The sequence below is a fragment of the Dyadobacter sp. CY347 genome (assembly GCF_021502655.1).
Taxonomy (GTDB): domain Bacteria; phylum Bacteroidota; class Bacteroidia; order Cytophagales; family Spirosomataceae; genus Dyadobacter.
In genome coordinates this window covers 88,605-107,986 of record NZ_JAKFFT010000001.1, presented here as the reverse complement: position 1 = coordinate 107,986, position 19,382 = coordinate 88,605, and the positions used below count along the sequence as shown (strand labels likewise).

The window sequence follows — 19,382 nt, the reverse complement described above, 5'->3', positions numbered from 1 at the left end:
TATCGATCAGGCGACCGCGTATTTCATAATTAATTCCTGCGTCGCTTCCGCTCTTGAAAGAATTGCCGTTTGTTTTCCTTTTGATAAAACCAAAATCCGGTCGCTCATACCCAAAATCTCAGACAATTCAGAAGAGATCATAATGATGGCAATTCCTTTGTCTGCAAGGTTTCTGATAAGTTTATATATTTCAAATTTTGCGCCTACATCCACGCCTCTTGTCGGCTCGTCAAGAATGATGATCTCGGGTGCGGCGAGCAGCACTTTGCCAATGACCACTTTTTGCTGATTGCCGCCGCTGAGATAAGTAACTTTCTGGTCCATATCGGCAGTCTTAATGCGCAAGTCATCGATCATTTGTTCAGTTGAAATCCTCTCACTGGTTTGATCTATAAAAATCCCTTTCCTGTGCCGGTTCATGCTGGCTAATGTGGTGTTGTCTTTCACCGACATGCCAGGAATAAAACCCAATCCCTTCCGATCTTCACTTACATAGCCAATGCCGTTTTCGATGGCCTCGCGTGGGGTTTTGTTGATTACTGATTTATTTTTAATCCTGATTTCGCCGCCGTCCAGCTTGTCTAAACCGAAAATTACGCGTGCAATTTCGGTCCTTCCAGCGCCCATCAGGCCAGCGAAACCCAGGATTTCTCCGGCATGGACTTCAAAGTTTATATCTGAAAACTGACCTTTCCTGCACAATCCATTTATTGAAAGCGCCAGATCGCCTTTCGCACTGTTGGATTCGGGAAACATGTGATCGATTTCCCGGCCGACCATCATGGCAATCAATGAGGGCTTGTCGAGTTCTACGGCGCTTTTCGTGGCAATGTATTGACCGTCACGCAGGACGGTTATGGTGTCCGAAATCTCGAAGATTTCGTCCATTTTGTGAGAGATGTAAATAATGCTTACTCCCTTCGCTCTTAAGTCTTTAATGATTTTAAAAAGTGTATCAACTTCCTTGTCGGAAATGGCCGATGTCGGCTCGTCCATAATGATCACTTTTGCATCATTTGAAATTGCTTTTGCAATTTCTACCATTTGCATCTGGGCAACACTCAAATGCTTCATTTTGGCTTTGCGATCAATGTTAACCCCCATTTCTTCCAGCAAAACCGCCGCTTTTTTATCAATAGCAGTGTCATTCAACCAGCCGGAAGTCCAGTCTTTTCTTCCTGAAAGTTCCTTTTCTCTTCCTAGAAAAATATTTTGCGCAACCGTCAGTTCGGGAATAATCAGGATTTCCTGATGGATCATTGAAATTCCACGCTTTAATGTGTCGCTGACATTGCTGTTTCTTAAATCTGTTCCTTCAAAACTTATTTCCCCTGAATCAGGTGCAAGCAGGCCGATCAGGATTTTCATAAAAGTCGATTTCCCTGCTCCGTTTTCACCCATTAAGGCATGCACTTCTCCCCTTTTTAGCTCAAAATGAACATTATCCAATGCTTTCACACCGGAGAATGACTTTGAGAGATTTGAAACTTTAAGGATAGATTCAATCATATTTTTTAATCCCCCGGTTGAAACCGGGGCAATTGATGTTTTTTTTGAGATGCTTAGTTTAAATGATGTCAAGAATTCATTCTACACGAATAACCCTCAAAACAAAACATTGCCCGGGGTTTCAACCCCGGGCCTTATGATAAATGAGAAATAAAAATGGAATAGGACAGAATAAAATCTGATTTAAACTAGCCTTCCCAAGTCACATTCGTGTCTTTCCAGTTTTTTGATGCGGCGGAATCCAGCACTGCTTCGCAGACTTTCTGGGTTTCATAAGCATCCTTGAAAGTTGGTCGGCAAGGCTCACCGGTTTGCAGGCTTTCAAAAAAATCGGCGGCTTGGTGGATGAATGAATGTTCATAACCAATGCTCGTGCCCGGAATCCACCAACGCTTCATATAAGGCTGATCAGCATCTGTAACCAATATCGATCTCCAACCGCGGACGATCGATTCGTCGCTGTGATCGAAAAACTCCAGACGGTTCAGATCGTGCAAGTCCCATCGGATGGAAGCGTGCTCGCCATTGATTTCAAATGTATAAAGTGCCTTATGTCCACGTGCGTAACGCGTTGATTCAAAGAGACCTAAGGAACCGTTATCAAAATGACAGTGGAAAATACAAGCATCATCAATGCCTACTTTTTTCACTTCACCGCTTTCTGAATGTACACGTTCTTTGATAAATGTCTCCGTTACAGCCGAAACATCCTTAATGCCGCCATTGATCCACATGGCTGTGTCAATGCAATGTGCCAGCAAGTCACCTGTTACCCCAGATCCGGCCGCATCCACATCCAAACGCCACGTTGCAGCGCCTCCTTGTGGCACATCCGGGTTAATGGTCCAATCTTGAAGGAAATTGGCACGATAATGAAAAATACGACCCAGCTTACCTGAATCAACGATTTGCTTTGCTAATGTTACGGCAGGAACGCGGCGGTAATTATACCAAACCGTGTTTTGAACACCCGCTTTTTCGATAGCATCCACCATGGCTTTGGCTTCTTCCAATGTTCTTGCCAATGGTTTTTCACAAAGGATCATTTTGCCCGCGGCGGCAGCTGCAATCGCTATTGCGGCATGCGTGTCATTGGGTGTACAAATGTCGATTGCATCGATATCGTCGCGTTCTATGATTTTTCTCCAATCCGTTTCAATGGATTCGTAACCCCATTGTTCTGCAAATGCGCGTACTTTTTCTTCGTTACGCGAGCAAACTGCCTTCAAAACGGGACGATATTCCAGCTCCGGGAAGAAGTCGCCTATTCTTTTATATCCATTGGAATGCGTGCGGCCCATTAATCCGGTTCCGATCAACGCGATCCTGATTTCTTTTTTATTTGACATATTACTGAATTCAAATCGGGTTAAACGATGGGAGAAACAACTGAATCTTCCTGATACCAGCCATGCGCCTGACGCACTTTCACCATTGCCGCGAGAATATCATTCCAGGTTTGCTGATTGGTCATTACCTCATTAGGGAACATGCAGCCGTCCCAGCAAATGTGACGGAATGCCTTGGTAATGTTGCCGTTTTCATCGCGAAGCCAGTATCCGGCATCTTTTGTAATGTCTAATCTTCCGTTTGGATCCGTTGCAAGACAGTGACGCCCGGTTTTATCATGCGAGCCTGTTCCGTGAACCGTTCCGTCGTTTTGCGCGACGTGGAAATCAAATGTATAAGGACGCAATTCAGCAGTCATTTTTTTCAAACCTTCCTCCAAAGCAAAGCGATCGCCCCACTGGAAATCCACAGGCAAAATGCGGTGTTCAGGCGCATTGTAACCCAATAAATAAAGGAATGTATGTGACATATCGGCCTGGAAACCCATATTTGGACGATCAACAGCGTGCAAAGTGTCAAGCATCGCTCTCCAGCTATGCATCCCGCCCCAGCAGATTTCTCCTTCGGCAGCGATTTTTTCACCAAAATCAGCAGCTACGTCACAAGCACGTCTGAATGTTTCAGCGATTTGCTTCGTATTTGCAGCAGGATCAACAGCCCAAACTTCCGGAGAGGCAGCTGAGTCAACGCGGATTACGCCGCCTTCACGAAGACCGAGGTCACGCAGTTTTTTACCAAAAATACACGCCTGGCGCACCTGCTCCACGAATGTGTCTTTCGCTTCCTTGGTCCCCATTGCAGAGCCAGCCCAAACATTGGCCACAAGGCTTCCTACTTCGAGGTTCAGGCCGCTCAGCTTTTCAGCCAGGCGTTCTGCGCCGCCGTCCTGGTTCATATAAATACCAACATGCGGGTCGAAAAGGCCCAGATCAACACCATCAAAACGAACGCCGCCCACTTCCGCAGAGGCGGTTTTTTCAAGCATTGTATCAAAAGAAATAATCGGTTCTTCATCAGAACCTTTCCCCACAATCCCAGGCCATGTGGCATTGTGAAGCTTAGGATAATTATTTTCTGGCATGGTTTAAGAATTTATTGGTTAAAGAACAAGGTCAGGATTCCCCGGACCGAAGTGTTTCAGAATTACAATTGGATCTGTTTTGGAAGGATTGCTGATCACAACGCCTTCTGTCGCAGCTTTTTCACTCACAAAAAACTCATCATTCGTCAGTTGTCCGTAGCGGATCAATGCGGGTGTTTCAATGTCCCACTCGCCTAGTTTGCCGTGGCCCTGCATCACGATCATTCCGTATGCGCCACCGTCTTTAATTGTTACGGTTTGCCCAGGAAATACGGTCAATTCTTTGGCACTGTAAGCTTCGTTTTTGTAGCAAATCCAGTTTTCACTATATCCTTCCGCTTCCATTTCGGCAACATCTTTCACCGGTTTCGGACGCATGAAATGTTTCTCCATCAAATTAGGATTGACATTCAAATCCCAATCGATTACTTCCATCAACAAGTCGTAATCGCCAATTCTGTCTTGCGGGGTGCCTTTCCAAAGCAGCTCTTCCGGAATAACCGCCTCGTTAACAAGCGATTGATACATTGCGAAAATGTCCGATGCTTTCTGGGGCTCATACGTGCACAAGCTGCCCGGCGCGTGCAGCATGCCGGGAGGCACATCCCAGCCCGTACCCGGTTCCAGACGAAATGCCTGAGAGTAATTCGTGATTTTATTGTCACCCTTGGTGAAGTTCATCAGACACTCCTTGATCTGCTCTTTGGAAGTACCAGGAGCAATACCAATGAATGTATAAGGAAAATCGCCGCCGTGGTTGTTGAGTTGCGGCGGGAAATAGTAGGCTTCCGGTTTGCCGTTCTGACCCACCATGGCAGCGTGCTCGTCTCTGTGGTGGATATGGTGTGGAAGCGGGCCCATATTGTCAAAAAACTTGGAATACATCGGCCAGCTTTTGTATTGATCCCAAAGTCTGTCACCAATAATTTCACCTTTCAGCTCTTCCACCGCATCCCGCAATGTGACTTTTTGAATGCCTGACTCATCTTCCAAAACAATTTGGCTCAAACCTTCATTTTCGCCTGTCAGCGGCCCGTTCTCCGCGGGAGTAGTAGAAGATAACCAGCGCTCATCGATACCGCCACGCTCTCCACCCAGTACATAATAATCGTCCGGATGTAATTTGATCCTGCGGCCGGGAACGCAAAATGAACGCGGCACCCAGGTCGGCGCCAAACGCAAAATCCCTTTTCCCTGCTCTAACGCCTTTTCAGCTATACTCGAAAGTCCCATTGTGGTTAATATATTGGTTTAGTGTAAACTTTTGCTTTGTTATTTAATAAAGTTGTGAGCTTCTGCTTTTGACTCTGTCACCCTGAGCGTAGTCGAAGGGGCGTTACTGCTTGGTGGTAACGCCCCTTCGACTACGCTCAGGGTGACAGGGGCCTTGTTCAGGCCACATTTACATTTAATATGAACTCATCTATGACCTCTTTCCCCGTCATCACATTCAATTCCAAATCATAAACCTTCATCTCCTCCGGCCCAATGAAAATCAGTGTTTTATCTTCCCTAGCCTTCGCTTGCCCAGATAGCGGATGCGTGCTGGGTTCCAGGCCGGTTACGTATTCTCCTTTGCCCCAATGTTGCCAGTTGGCCATCCAGGGCAATTGCTCTTTTTTGAATTTTAAACCAACGGCCAGACCAATCTTCTCATTATAAAGCCCGCAAACGCTGTCGCCGAAAATGTCGGCTTCAATATCAACCAAAGCAACTTCCTCGCCACTTCCTAAGTGATCTTCCAGTGGTGCTGGGCATTTTTTGAAATCGTTTCCTTTTTTAAAGATCTTGGCATTTTCCTCACCGTGCCTTGGATGCCATTCGCCTCTCCACAGAATGCCTGTTCCTTCGTCAACCAGAGGCCAGCCGAAATTGAAATGATACAAAAGCATGTGCGGCGATGGCGTGTTTCCTTTATTGGTTACTTCGTCATGAATGCGGATTCCTGGTTGGCCTAATGTTGCTGAAATGGTTCTGCGTAGTTCAAGGCTCGGGCCAAATGGTTTTGTTTCCCTAATAATGCCCGTAATGCTCATTTCCAGCTTGCCTGCTCTTGGGTCGGGCTGAATGATGGAAATGACTTCTGCCGGTGAATTGCTGATCAGGCCGTGTAAACCTCTGTCACCAAAATCATCGGATTCAGGCCCTCCTACATGGGTGAGGCCGCAAGTTGTTAGCAAACCGCCGCCGAATGTTCTTAACCAGTCAATGCCTTTGTCAGAAAATGGCTGCGGATAGGTGATGCCGCCATGGCTTAACCAAGCCAGACTATGCTGATTATAAAATGCTTCTGCAATATCCATCGCCCTGTCAATCACGACTTTGAAACGCAATCCTGCTCCTGTGTTTATCCAGGCAATCCGCGTTCCTCTTCCGGCGCCATTATCCAGGACAGAAGTTTCAATTCCGCCTATCTGCGCGTGATTGCCTACTTTTTCCTTCCAGTCTTGATTTATATGCTCCGCACTTTCCATTGATAATGTCAATTCAAAATTAAAAAAGGCTGTTATGCCCTTTCTTTAATGTGTTTTTGAAAGAAATTCCCTCACTCTCAGGTTGAAATCGCCCGTATTTTCAAAATGAAATGCGTGTCCGAGCTTTTCATACAGAAAAAGTTCTGAGTTTGGAATGCCGTTTGCAACTTCCTCAGCCATCCAAACGGGTGTGAAAATGTCCTCCCTTCCTCCGATCACTAATGTTGGTTTATCAATCTTGCCCAAATCAGCGAGCGCATTGTGATTAATACAAGCTGCGGCTTGTCCTTCCAGGCCGTGTAATGGTTGTGGATAAGGATTTACGGCGTCCTGTTTTCTACCTAATTCAAGCTCTTCATGCTGTTTTGGATCGTCCCAGGATGCTTTTGAAAAGATTAATAATTGAATGTATAAGCTAAATTCCTCAGGCCTGAACCTGGCTTTGCTGTTCATGATATGCTGGAATAATCCTTTCGCATAAGCGTCGCAGCGTGCCCAGGGGCACATTAATACCAGTGATTTTAGTTTGTTCGGATGCCTTATAGCGAGCTGCTGCGCAATGGTGCTGCCCATGGAACAGCCTACAACATTTACATTTTCCAATTCCAGTGAGTCTAGTAAACCGGCATAATCATCGGCCATTTGTTCGCTGGTGTATGCGCCTGCGGGCTTATCTGTTTGTCCTACGCCTCTGTTATCGCCTATAATGCAGCGGAAATGATGCTTCCAATCGGCCACATGCACATTCCAGACGGATCCGGGCGCGGTAATGCCCATGATCAGCAAAAGCGGCTCACCGGAGCCCCTTTCTTCGTAATACATGCTTATTCCGTTGGTTTTTATCGTTGGCATATAAAAATGGGTAGCCCCGCTGGGGCAAAAAAACTGTTGTTATCTTTTTGATAATGCCTCTGGCACATTCGTTGTTGATGGTTTTTAGCGATCGGCCTTATCTTAGTGCTGGGATTAGGTCGTTCTGGATCCAGTTGCCGTCGTGCGTAGTTACGAAATCGGGATCTTCCAGTGCTTCTTTTCCTTCATCTTCACAAATGATCCAACCGGTGTAATTAATGTCTTTCAGCCATTGTGTTACGCCCAGTAAATCCACTTTCCCTTTTCCCATCAATGTGAATTCAGGATTTCCATCCCAATCTTTATAATGCACATGATTGATCAGCGATTGATATTCCTTCATTTTGGCCAAAGGATCCATGTCGCCGTTGATAATGTGGCCTACATCGGGTGTCCAGCCTGTAACCGATGCGTCCAACCCTTCGAGCACGATCTTATAATCTTCGGCAGTACGGATAATGGATGTGTGTGGGGAATTGGGGTGGTAACTGCAAGGAACGCCTTTGTCTGCGGCGCGTTTTGAAACGGTGTTGACAATGTTAACGAGGCGTTTTTGGCGCTCTGCCAGATCGTGACGGCCCGTTGGAATTTGAACTGTGTTTAAAACGGCACCTGGAAAACGCTGCAAAACTTTGATCGCATGGTCCGCCACTTCGCGCTCGCGCTCGGTTTCCTCTGCCTCGTTCCAATCCAATGCCAATGCCAATGCCGCCAGCTCAATGCCTTGTTCATCCAACTTTGCTTCCAGCTTATCAGGATCGATCAAATCGCCCATCCAGGTAAAAATGGGTTGAATCCCGGTGAATCCGGCTTTTGAAATGACTTCAATCATGTGACCCAGCCGGCCCTGATGCGTTTGACCGTTGTTGCTCATAAACCAGGTGTAAACCTCTGATCCGAAGCGAAATGGAAGTATTTGAGACATTAAATGCTTTTATTAATTTGTATAAATCAAAAAATTACTTTATCTTCTTTTTGACAATCTCGCCCGGCATAATAAGCGAATCCCAGCCCGCCAGATCGGATGGTTTTACATTGGCTTTATAACCGCTGAAATTGAATGTTGTCGGCTTGTAAGGCCCTACGAATGCAATGTTATTATTTGGCTTAATTTCCTTTTCCATGCCCATAGCCCAAAACGCTGCATTTAGCGCCATCCTTCTGAATCCATCGTTTAACAAATCTTCCGAAGCGCCGTGTGTAGTTGTGAACGAGCGGCCTTTTTTGCCGTTTTCAACCTGATATTCCTTGATCCAGGCAACCGGAAGCAGTTCTTTGGTTTTGTCGGGCTCGGAAGTTGCGGTCATGCCGTTGAGCACCTGGCCTTTGGCAAGCACCGTTCCTTTTGGTTCAGCCGTATAACCACCGGATTGCACCCACATGTCTTTCACGCCGCGCATGATCGGGTGCGATTCCTGTGATTTTTCGATCATGATTTTGGAAGATTGCTTGTGATTCGTGCCATAATGTGAAACCCAGGTTTCACCCAGCACATATTCGCCGAAACCGTCTTTCCAGTTGGCCTTATCGCCTTTGTAATCCCAGCTATAATGTGCCCATTTCGGATCGTTTTTAATCTCAAAAGCATGGGTGGATGTGCGGAAAGCCACAATCGGGCCGCCTCTTTTCACGTAATTATCGATATGCTGCATTTCGGCATCCGGAAAGTGGGCGAAGCGCATAAACATGACGAGCAGATCGGCTTTATCAAGCACGTCGAGGCCTTTAATGTTGGAACCGCCCGGGAAAATGTTGCCTGCGGAATCCAGCGCATACACGACCGTGCAGTTAAAGCCATAAGTTTTTGCCAAAATTTTTGCCAGCGCGGGCAAGGACTCTTCGCCTCTGTATTCGTGGTCGGTGGCGATGAAAACAATGTTTTTGCCAACGCCCGGCCCTTTTTCGCCCTTGTAAACGACGCGATATTTGCTAACGTCATCACCTTGCGCATTTGCACAAATTGATATAAAACTAAATATGAATGTGGCAAAGCTGAACAACAGCAATGATTTCAAGGTTTTTTGCATGGGTCAGGAATGATGTTGGTTTACTCAAAGACCGTGTTTCAGGCTCATTTCGCGGATGAAGTTGTAGCCATTCTCGGCAATGTCCCACGGATCTGAAAACTCCCGCCAGACGCCGATGGCATTCGCAAAATCCGGATCATTTCTTGAAAAAGCCTCAATCGTAAGCCAACCCTGATATTTGATCGCTGCCAATGAAGAAAATGCATCGTCCCAAAGCACTTGTCCGTCGCCGGGCGTTCCACGGTCATTTTCGCTGATGTGCACGTGGGCCAGAACAGGCGCAATGGTCTGCAACGCTGTCGAATACTTTTTCTCCTCAATGTTGGAATGATGCGTGTCGAGCATGGCGCGCACATTGGGATGATCTGCGGCTTTTACGAGTTTGAGCAACTGCTCCATGGTGTTGCACAAATAGCATTCAAAACGGTTCAACGCTTCCAATGCAAATGTAATGTTGGCTTGCGCGGCATAATCCGCGGCTGCGTTCAGCACCTCACCGGCCAATGCATATTCCTGATCCAGCGCGGGACGATTTACAAAAACTGTGTGCGCCGAATGAAACGGACCACAAATAATCTTTGCATTCAGATCATGTGCGCGATCCACCGCCCATTTAATTTTATCCAAAGCCTTTTTCCTCACTTCCACCGATTCGCTCACTGGATTTTCATCCGCGCCAAGGGTCATTACTGCGGTCGTTTCCAGGCCGAGATCTCTGGTATGATTGCCTATGCGCTGATACGCAGCTGATTCCTGAGGGCCTAAGTAAAATTCCGCCCCGTCATAACCGATGTTTTTCAACCGGTCTAAAATGGGAAAAAGATCATCAGAAACCGCTGCCGTCCAGGCAAGCACATTAAATCCTATTTTATTCATTTTACTATCATTCTTGCCATTGCTGGCATGCACGCTATTGTTTGATTCTCAAATCTTTGTATTCCACTTTCATAGGCGGTCCAACGTGAACCTGCACGCCTAATAAGCCGCTTTTTTTACCATTAACCGTATCATTATCCGTCACGTCGCTCATCAAAACGCCATTAATGTAATGTTGCAGCCGGTTTCCTTTGGCCACAATGTGGAAGTCATTCCAGTCTTCGCTTTTGATCAGAGTCTTCAACGAATCGGACTTTCCTAATGAGCCGGTTACTTCCAGCCCTGTCCAGGCATTCGCTTTCACACCTGCACGAACTGCTTCTGGCGTATTTTCACCTGTGTAAGGCTTAATCGTTGTTTTCTGGCCGCGATATGCAAGGGTTGTTCTTTTGCGCTCCTCGTAATTCTGGCCGGTATAGTTGTTCTTTCCGTCAATATCGGCCTGGTAACCTCTTAATGCAAAAGGGACGTCTGTTAACTGCTCGCTTCTGTAATTGATGCCCGAGTTACCTGCCGCCGCGATCTTAACCGAACCTTTCAATTCAAAATCTGCGGGCTCGCCGCCTTTCCAGATGATGAATGAATTTGTTTTTAAAAGGGTCTCCGGCGTGATTTCTCCTACAAGATTTCCATTTTCCACTCTCCAGTATTTTGGATCACCATCCCATCCTTTTAATGTTTTACCATCAAAAATGGATACGAAGCCCTTTTCTTTCTTCTGGGCCACGCAGGAAATCTGGCTTCCGATGGTCAATAAAACGGCCAGCATAAGTCCGGCGCTGATAAATCTGGAATTCATTTTGGATTGTATTTATAGGTTTAGTGACTTTTGAAATAATGGCTTCCCTTACAACTACGGCAATTTTTTAATCACTACTCTTAAAAAAGCAGAAAATAATATCCAAAAATTCCTAAAATTATCCATGGGACTATCCTGTACTAACCTGCATGGCGCACAAAAAAGGCGGGAAAGCCTAAGCTCTCCCGCCACATCACAACCACTCTGCACAACCAAACTCACTAAACTAAGCTCATTAAGGCATCAATACTTTGTCGATCACATGGATCACGCCATTGGATTGGTATACATCTGCAATGGTCACTTTGCCTTTGTTTCCTTTTGCATCCGTTACAATCAGGTCTTTTCCGTCCATAGAAAAGGTCAGCTCAGCACCTTGTGCGGTTTTTGCCATTGCCTTTCCTTTTCCGTCCTTGATCATTTTCGCAACTGATTTAGAATCCACTTTTCCAGGGATTACATGGTAAGTTAATACCGAAGTCAATGTTGCTTTGTTTTCTGGTTTCAAAAGATTGTCAACCGTTCCTGCTGGCAATGCATCAAATGCTGCATTAACAGGTGCAAAAACCGTGAAAGGACCTGTTCCTGACAATGTTTCTACAAGACCAGCTGCTTTTACTGCTGCAACCAATGTGGTATGATCTTTGGAATTAGCTGCGTTTTCAACGATGTTTTTAGAAGGATACATTTCTGCTCCGCCTACCATTACTGTTTTTTCCTGGGCAAATGCACTGAATGCTGTCATTAAAGCAAATGCCAGCAAGCTTGTAAATTTCATCGACGTTTTCATAGGTAACAAGTTTGTTTTGTTTATACCTGATATACGCCAACGCATTGCAGATAGATCAATCTGTAAGTAAATAATATTGTCCCAACCGGTTACATCATGGAAGCGGGTCGCCCGGGGTTTTGGTTTTGGGATCATAAACAGCAACACCTACGCGCGAATCGGCGCAGCCATAATACAGAAGCCATTTGTTTTTGAAATACACCATTCCTTCAATGAAAACAGTCCCCGCAACATACTGACCGCTCTTTTCAAATGATTCCATTGGCCGGAAAAACGGAACGTCGAGTCTGGCAAGCATTTTTGAAGGGTCATTTTTATCAAATAAAACTTGTCCTGCACAATAACTATTAGGCGTAAAACGCTTGTCGCCATCCTCACCTTTGTCGTTTTTACCATTATATAAAAGAACGATCCCTTTCTCCGTAACAATGGCTGGCGGGCCGCATTCAGTTAAATTACTGTCAAAATAGCCTTTTCTCGGAGAGATCAGGTTAACCAGGTTTTCGTTTTTATCGACAAGCGGCGTCCAGTTGATCAGGTCGGTTGACGAAGCTAAATTGACATTCGCCTCGCCGAAATAGAGCCAGTATTTGCCATTAATTTTTGCGATAACCTGCTTGTCACCAACGAGCTTCGTTACAATTGATCCTGATTTTGACCAGATTTCGTTGAACTTGCCATTGAATGCTTTTGTAAATGCCGGGCCGTGTTTTTCCCATTTTAATAAATCTCTCGACGTAGCGATTCCCAGCCGGGCTTTGTCCTGGTTCCATTGTGTGTAAATGATCACATATAAACCGTCTTCGGTGACCGCAACACGTGGGTCTTCGCAGCCTCCGGGCCATTCATTCTTTTTCTGGTTGTCCTCGGCAGGATACAAAACGGGCTCTTTGCGTCTTTTGAAAGTGATCCCATCCTCACTCTCGGCATAACCCAGGCGTGAAGTCCGCTTTCCGATGGCGCGGCCTGCTTTGTCTTCCGCACGATACAACACCACAATCTTCCCATCTTTTATTGTAGCAGCCGGATTGAAGGTGTCGTTGGATTCCCAGTCAACCTGCCTTTTGTTCATCGGGCAAAAAAATGTGGTGGTCGAATCCGGTGAAATAACGGGGTTAACCCCAGCCGGACGCTGAAAACCGCCGAATGTCCAGTCGGGAAGTTTGTTTTCCGTTTGGGCAAATGCAACTCCCGCAAGCATTGTGAGCGTTAGCGCGAAGCCGGTAAATATTCTTTTCATGGATAAATTGGGTTAAAAAAAATCCGACTCGAACGAATCGGGCCGGATTATACAAACTTTTCTTAAAATTACCTTATCTTATTTGTTAGCAACAAGGTTCACGTCCAATGTGAAATCATTGTCAATCGCTTTGTCTCCAAGGTTTTCGAAGAAATTGGAAGAGCGGAATTTGATGTCATATTTCGTACGGTCCACAGTTACTTTTGCAACCGCCGTCACTTTTTTGGCATCCGACTTCACCGTTGCAGGAAATTTCACGTCCTGCGTAATTCCTTTAATGGTCAACTTACCGGTTACATCATAAGCGTCCCCGCCTTTTGGTGTTACTGATGAGATAACCAACTTAGCCTGAGGATGTTTCTCTACTGAGAAGAAATCATCACTTTTCAAATGGCCAGTCAGTTTTCCATTCATTTCCTTGTCGGTAACATCCGTAACAACCAGTGATTTCACGTCGGCTACAAATGTTCCGCCTTTCAGCTTATTGCCGTCAACGATCAGCGATCCGCTTTCAACAGGCACCGAGCCTGCGTGCGTTCCTGTAACTTTTTTAGCTCCCCAGGTTATTGTGCTGCTTTTTGTGTCCACTGCAAGTGTTTTGTCAGCAGCTTTTTTATCAGGGCCGGCCATTGCAGCGGCATTGAACAGCAAACCAGCAAAAACGAAAACAAACATTTTTTTCATAGTCATTCGATTGTTAAGTGGTAAAATTGATTTGTAAGATAAGAAGATATAATAAAAATTTATTTAGCAAGTTTAACGCCACTCAGGCCTTCCAGGATCGCTTTTCCCTCCTGCCAATCTTCCAGTCCTGAAACCGCATTGATATGCCCTTTTTTCCCAACATTAACGAAATCGCTGCCCCAGCTTGCTGCGAAGGCTTTTGACCGGCCAATGGTTGCATAAATATCATTGGTGCTCGCTACTACGACCGATTTGAAGTCAAAAGGTTTAATGGGGATGGGTGTAAATCCCACCACGAAGTTTAACCGCTTCGACAATTCGGCATCCGCGGGCGCCACCAGCAATGCCCCCTGAATATGTTCTGAACTAAATTCCTGCGCCCAATGTGCAATGGTTATGCACCCCAGGCTATGCCCGATCAAAACGGTCGGGCCCGTTAACTGACTGATCTGCTTTTGGAGCTGGCCAACCCAATCTTCCTTCACCGGCCAGTCCCAGTTTTCCTGCTGCACTCTGCTAAAAACGTCACTATACTGCGTTTCCCAGATGGTTTGCCAATGTTGCGGCCCCGAGCTAGCCAGTCCTGGAACTGTTAGAAAATGCATATGCAAGCGTTGAAATCTTTTTAAACAATAATTAAATCTTATCCTTCACACAACGAAACCCTAGATTGTTACTTCCGCTGGTAACTTCGCCTTTGCCACGGCTTCCGGCTTTGTATCGGATGCAATAGTCGTCGCTGCAGAGAAAAGAGCCGCCGCGCTGAACGCGTTTGACTGCGCCCGGTTCTTCGGGATCATAGCTGTCCGACGGGCCTTTCGGGTTGTCCTTCGGGCTTTTCTGGTAATAGTCCGGGCGATATAGATCTTCACACCATTCCCAGACATTGCCGTCCATATCATACAAGCCGTAAGGATTTGCAGGAAATGTCTGCACTGGCGCTGCTGTTATGAAACCATCTTCCCTGGTGTTTTTGTCGGGAAAACTTCCCTGGTAAATGTTGGCAACCCATTTGTTCCCGGGTTTCAGTTCGTCGCCCCAGTAATACGTATGGTTTCCTTTTCCACCTTGTGCGGCAAATTCCCATTCGGCCTCGGTAGGAAGCCTTTTTCCTGCCCATTTTGCATAAGCGGCTGCATCTTCGTAGGAAATGTGCGTTACCGGGTAATTCTCGCGGCCTTTGATCGATGACGATGGTCCTTCCGGATGTGCCCAGCTTGCTCCCGGAACGTAATTCCACCATTGTAATGGGTTATCCAGGGAAACTTGTGTTTTTGTTGGTGTAAAAACGGCTGAACCAGGGACCAGCTTATCTGCCGGAACACCCGGATAATCGGCCGGGTGCAATGGCCGTTCTGCTACTGTTTTGTAACCGGTTGCTTTTACAAATGCTGCATACTGTGCATTGGTTACTTCGTGTTTATCCATATAAAAACCATTGATAGTAACCTCATGCATAGGACGGGAATCAGGAAATTCATCCGCGCCCATCAAAAATTTACCACCGCCGATCCAGGCCATTCCCGTTGTATCGCCTTCTCCTTCCTTTAAATAGCTCGCATTCTGAATCGCCGATGCTCTGGACGGAATTCCGTCTGCAATGCAATGTGCGAGGCTGTCGGCTTTTCTTTCTTCCGCAGTCTGCTTTTTATCGCAGCCTGTAATGGCCAGGGTTATTATTCCAATAAAAAAACAAATATTAACGGACTGCAAAAACTTCATATTCTGACTTATTTAACGCGCTCTGCTGCAATGTCATCGATTTTAAAAACGTCTTTCAATGCTTGTCTGGCTGCATGATGCCCGCACATTCCATGCACGCCGCCGCCCGGCGGTGTGGACGATGAACACAGATAAACGCCCTCTGCCGAAGTTCGATAAGGCGAAACCTGCAATGTGGGACGGGAATATAGCTGCAAAATATCCTGAACGCCCCCATTAATGTCCCCGCCGATGTAGTTGGGATTATAGGCCTCAATCTGCACCGTATTCATGGTGTGCTTTTCAATGATCGTATCCCGAAAACCAGGCGCAAAACGCTCCACCTGATCTTCAATAATGGCCGTCATATCTTTGTTCGAACCATTTGGAACGTGGCAATACGCCCAGGCCGACTGCTTTCCCGCCGGCACGCGCCCGGGATCGAAAAGGCTTTGCTGCGCCAGCAAAACAAACGGTTTGTCCACATGCTTTCCTTTGTCCATGCTTTTCTCCCCGTGAGCGATTTCTTCAAATGTATTGCCCAAATGCACCGTTCCCGCTTTTTTGCAAGCGTCGGCTGTAAATGGGATAGGCTCGCTTAATGCCCAGTCTATTTTAAATACGCCCATTCCGTGGCGGTATTTTTCCAGTTTCTTGCGGTAGGAAGGGCTGAGTTTGTTGCCTGCAATTTTCAAAAGCTGCCTGGGCGTAATGTCCAGCAAAACTGCTTTTGCAGGCGGCAGCCCGTCCAGTGATTTTACCTCGAAGTCCGTTTGGATTTCACCGCCGATGGATAAAAAATAACTGGCTAATGCATTCGCTATCGACTGGCTTCCGCCCTTTGGAATAGGCCAGCCTGCCAGGTGCGCCCCGGCCATTAACATGATCCCGAAGGCGGAGGTGGCAATGTTTTCCAAAGGCTGTATTGCATGTGCCGCCATGCCTGCCCACAATCCCCGCGCCTCTTGTGTTTTAAAAAATTTACGTGTCCAGCTTGCCGGCGGAAGCGCTTTCAATCCAAACATGGCCAGATCGATCGGATGTTTTGGCCATGTAAGCGGACCAAGCAGATCGGGAAGTAAACCTGGCAAATCTGCCAGTAACGGCTGCATGAAATCGAGATAGGCTTTTTTATCAATTCCTAATCCTTCCGCTGTTTCCACAACCGACTGGTGCAAAACGGCTGCTTTTCCATCATCAAACGGATGCGCGGCCGCATATTCCGGCTGGATCATTTCCAAACCGAATTGCTTCAAAGGCATTTTTTTAAAAAAAGGTGAAAGGACTGCCATCGGATGCACTGCCGAACAAACGTCGTGTACAAAGCCTGGAAGCGTCAGTTCCGCGGATCGCATCCCGCCGCCAACCGTTGATTTGGCTTCAACGAGCAAAACAGACAATCCGGCTTGGCGCAATGTAATAGCCGCCGCTAATCCATTCGGACCGGCCCCTACCACTATCGCATCGTATTCTGTTTTGTTCACCATCCTTTGATTAAATGCTTTTGGCTCCGGCCAATATTTTCAGCCCCTCATCATCCTTATATTCTTTCATGAGGGCTTTCAGCTTTTCTTTCAAATCGGCTGTGATCTTCTCTGTTCCAGGTTTTCCGTAAATGTTGGAACCTTCGGAAGGATCTTTTTCCAGGTCAAATAATTCCCAGGAATCTGCTCCACCGTAAAAATAGGCCAGTTTGTACCGGCTTGTACGCAATCCGAAATGTGGAAACACGTGGTGCGGCTCGGGGAATTCGTAATAATGGTAATAGGCTTCTTTCCGCCAGGGCGCTTTTGCTTCATCTTTTAATAATGGTAAAAAAGATTTTCCCTGCATGTCGGACGGAATTTTAGCGGCCGCAATGTTGAGCACCGTAGGCGCCCAGTCTATATTCACGATCAGATCCTCGACTTTTTTACCTGGCTTGATCACACCCGGATAACGGATCACAAATGGCGTTTTCAGCGACTCTTCATATATAAAGCGTTTGTCAAACCAACCGTGCTCTCCCAGATAAAAACCCTGGTCGGAAGCATAGATTACAACCGTGTTTTTCGCTAAACCAGATTTATCCAGATAGTCCAGCAGCTTTCCGATGTTCCTGTCCAGTGAGTTGGCAACCGAGAAATAGTCTCTCAGGTAACGCTGGTATTTCCATTCTGTCAGCGCTTTACCAGTCAGTTGCTTATCGGTTACTTCCTTGCCTATTTTATCATAATAAGCTTTGAAAACCTTCTTTTGCTCGGGATTGAAGCGGTTATATGCGTAGTCTTTTTCATAATCCACATTTACTTTCAGATCCTGTTTCAGGCGCATTGTTTTTTCAATGCTCATATCCTGTTGCATTGCGGCGGACCGGCCCTTATAATCATCATAAAAATTGGCTGGCAATGGGAATGTTACATCGTCATAAGCGCCCAGGTCCTGCAAATCCGGAAGCCATTCGCGATGCGTAGCTTTGTGCCCAACGATCAGGAAAAATGGTTTGGAATTTTCGCGTTTTTCCAGCCATTCGACGGAAAACTTCGTGATCAGGTCCGACACGTAACCGGTATAACGGGTTGTATCATTAGGCTGGCCTATGAAATCCGGATTATAGTAATTGCCTTGATCGGGCAACACGTTCCAGTAATCAAATCCCGCGGGCAGGCTGTTCAAATGCATTTTTCCAATCCAAGCCGTTTGGTAACCGCTTTGCTGCAAAGATTTTGAGAGCAATGTCTGGTTTGTGTCAAACCTTGTCCTGTCATTTCTTTTATAACCGTTCACGTGGCTGTATTTCCCGGTAAGCAATGTGGCCCGGCTTGGCCCGCAGATGGAATTAGTTACAATGTTGTTGGTAAGCAATGCGCCCTCGCGTGCGATACGGTCGATGTTTGGCGTTTTCACCAGCTTGTTACCGTAAGCGCCGATGCCCTGGTAAGCATGATCATCCGAAAATATGAATATAATGTTGGGACGACTTGCGGTTTGAGCCATCGCAATGTTGCCTGCGCCGAGAATCAGTAACAGGCTTAACAGGATTTGAAAAAGGGAAAAACGCTTGCGCATCCGAATACTCTATATAATTGGTAGACAAAATAAGCTTATAGCAGAGGATTTAACAAATGTTTCTTGTTAATACTGATAAGAAACCCGTAAAAATGCCGTCCAGCGTGACAAATTCAGTATTTCTTTTGATTATTCAATGGTTTTAAATTAAAAAAGCCGGAAACCCAATGCAGGTTCCCGGCTCATCAAACTATATTCAAACGGATATTATTTCATCTTATCCTTAATGCCTTGTGCCATTTCCAAATGGTGTTTCAATGTTGGCAGTTTTCCGGCTGCCCAGGCTTTCACCTCTGCATCCTTAGCATCGCTGGCTGCCTCTTCAAATTCGCTGATGTCTTCTTTATGATCATCTACCATGAAAGAAATATAGTCTTTATCGAACTCAGCGCCTTTTTTCTTAGACAGATCATCAATTTTCTTTTGCTTATCATCGCTTACCGACATTGGCAAAGTAATATTTTTTTGCTGGGCAAGGGCTTTCAGCTCTTCATTGGCCTTACCATGTTCGGTTGCCATGTCTTTACCAAATTTCTTCACATCAGCGCTGGCTGCATTGGTCTGAGCCAATTCACCAAGCTGCACTTCAAGCATACCGCCATCTGCCGCAGCAACTGCAAATTCCGAATCATCTTCCAGCTTTGTATCGTCAAGCTTCGCGTCATTTTGCTCTTCAGCAACCTCTTTACTATCTTCTGCTTTCTCTGTGTTGCATGCGGAAAATGAAAGCATAGCTGCGAACAACATTCCGCTTAATATTATCTTTTTCATAATTCATTTCATTTTTTTGTGACAATGTATTTAATTGTTAAAATATTGTGCCAGTCCGAATGTTCCGACGAGATTTTATTCGTTTGAAAAAGTTTGTATATTTTTGTGCTGCCAAGCCAAATGGCTATCTTGCTTTAATACTATTATCTGTTAGAACACGCGCAGGCCCCCTATTCTTAA

18 protein-coding genes are annotated in these 19,382 nt (G+C 46.0%); all 18 read right to left on the bottom strand.

Annotation, left to right across the window (positions count from 1 at the left end; all coding sequences use genetic code 11):
- Positions 1-6: 6 nt before the first annotated feature.
- A complete protein-coding gene (locus L0659_RS00440; protein WP_235123542.1) occupies positions 7-1,509 on the bottom strand; it encodes a sugar ABC transporter ATP-binding protein in 1,503 nt (500 codons plus the stop codon).
- 188 nt (positions 1,510-1,697) lie between these two features.
- Positions 1,698-2,858: a Gfo/Idh/MocA family protein gene (locus tag L0659_RS00435; protein ID WP_235123541.1), complete on the bottom strand. Its 1,161-nt coding sequence runs from the start codon at positions 2,856-2,858 to the stop codon at positions 1,698-1,700.
- A gap of 20 nt (positions 2,859-2,878) precedes the next feature.
- Positions 2,879-3,940, bottom strand: coding sequence for a sugar phosphate isomerase/epimerase (locus tag L0659_RS00430; RefSeq protein ID WP_235123540.1), 1,062 nt, complete (start codon positions 3,938-3,940; stop codon positions 2,879-2,881).
- Between the two features lie 18 nt (positions 3,941-3,958).
- Complete coding sequence (locus tag L0659_RS00425; RefSeq protein WP_235123539.1) at positions 3,959-5,173, bottom strand: class I mannose-6-phosphate isomerase; 1,215 nt, start codon at positions 5,171-5,173, stop codon at positions 3,959-3,961.
- Between the two features lie 158 nt (positions 5,174-5,331).
- Positions 5,332-6,414: an aldose 1-epimerase family protein gene (locus tag L0659_RS00420; RefSeq protein ID WP_235123538.1), complete on the bottom strand. Its 1,083-nt coding sequence runs from the start codon at positions 6,412-6,414 to the stop codon at positions 5,332-5,334.
- 45 nt (positions 6,415-6,459) lie between these two features.
- Positions 6,460-7,266 carry an alpha/beta fold hydrolase gene (locus L0659_RS00415; protein ID WP_235123537.1) on the bottom strand — a complete coding sequence of 269 codons (807 nt, stop codon included), beginning with the start codon at positions 7,264-7,266 and terminating at the stop codon, positions 6,460-6,462.
- Positions 7,267-7,363: 97 nt separating this feature from the next.
- Positions 7,364-8,191 carry a sugar phosphate isomerase/epimerase gene (locus L0659_RS00410; RefSeq protein WP_235123536.1) on the bottom strand — a complete coding sequence of 276 codons (828 nt, stop codon included), beginning with the start codon at positions 8,189-8,191 and terminating at the stop codon, positions 7,364-7,366.
- Between the two features lie 34 nt (positions 8,192-8,225).
- Positions 8,226-9,293 (bottom strand): ThuA domain-containing protein, encoded by a 1,068-nt coding sequence (locus L0659_RS00405; RefSeq protein ID WP_235123535.1) that lies wholly within the window; start codon positions 9,291-9,293, stop codon positions 8,226-8,228.
- A gap of 24 nt (positions 9,294-9,317) precedes the next feature.
- On the bottom strand, positions 9,318-10,169 hold the full coding sequence (locus L0659_RS00400; protein WP_235123534.1) for a sugar phosphate isomerase/epimerase: 852 nt from the start codon (positions 10,167-10,169) through the stop codon (positions 9,318-9,320).
- Between the two features lie 34 nt (positions 10,170-10,203).
- Positions 10,204-10,968, bottom strand: a complete 765-nt coding sequence (locus tag L0659_RS00395) for a DUF1080 domain-containing protein (protein ID WP_235123533.1) — start codon at positions 10,966-10,968, stop codon at positions 10,204-10,206.
- 235 nt (positions 10,969-11,203) lie between these two features.
- Positions 11,204-11,758 (bottom strand): fasciclin domain-containing protein, encoded by a 555-nt coding sequence (locus tag L0659_RS00390; RefSeq protein ID WP_235123532.1) that lies wholly within the window; start codon positions 11,756-11,758, stop codon positions 11,204-11,206.
- Between the two features lie 94 nt (positions 11,759-11,852).
- Entirely contained in the window at positions 11,853-12,998 is a 1,146-nt protein-coding gene (locus L0659_RS00385; protein ID WP_235123530.1) for a glycoside hydrolase family 130 protein, read from the bottom strand.
- Positions 12,999-13,076: 78 nt separating this feature from the next.
- Entirely contained in the window at positions 13,077-13,673 is a 597-nt protein-coding gene (locus tag L0659_RS00380; RefSeq protein ID WP_409018569.1) for a YceI family protein, read from the bottom strand.
- 68 nt (positions 13,674-13,741) lie between these two features.
- On the bottom strand, positions 13,742-14,287 hold the full coding sequence (locus L0659_RS00375; protein WP_235123528.1) for an alpha/beta hydrolase: 546 nt from the start codon (positions 14,285-14,287) through the stop codon (positions 13,742-13,744).
- Positions 14,288-14,318: 31 nt separating this feature from the next.
- Positions 14,319-15,404, bottom strand: coding sequence for a formylglycine-generating enzyme family protein (locus L0659_RS00370; RefSeq protein ID WP_235123526.1), 1,086 nt, complete (start codon positions 15,402-15,404; stop codon positions 14,319-14,321).
- An 8-nt stretch (positions 15,405-15,412) separates the two neighbouring features.
- A complete protein-coding gene (locus L0659_RS00365; RefSeq protein ID WP_235123525.1) occupies positions 15,413-16,870 on the bottom strand; it encodes an NAD(P)/FAD-dependent oxidoreductase in 1,458 nt (485 codons plus the stop codon).
- A gap of 7 nt (positions 16,871-16,877) precedes the next feature.
- Complete coding sequence (locus L0659_RS00360) at positions 16,878-18,359, bottom strand: sulfatase (protein WP_235123602.1); 1,482 nt, start codon at positions 18,357-18,359, stop codon at positions 16,878-16,880.
- A gap of 279 nt (positions 18,360-18,638) precedes the next feature.
- Positions 18,639-19,202, bottom strand: coding sequence for a DUF4142 domain-containing protein (locus L0659_RS00355; RefSeq protein ID WP_235123524.1), 564 nt, complete (start codon positions 19,200-19,202; stop codon positions 18,639-18,641).
- Positions 19,203-19,382 lie beyond the last annotated feature (180 nt).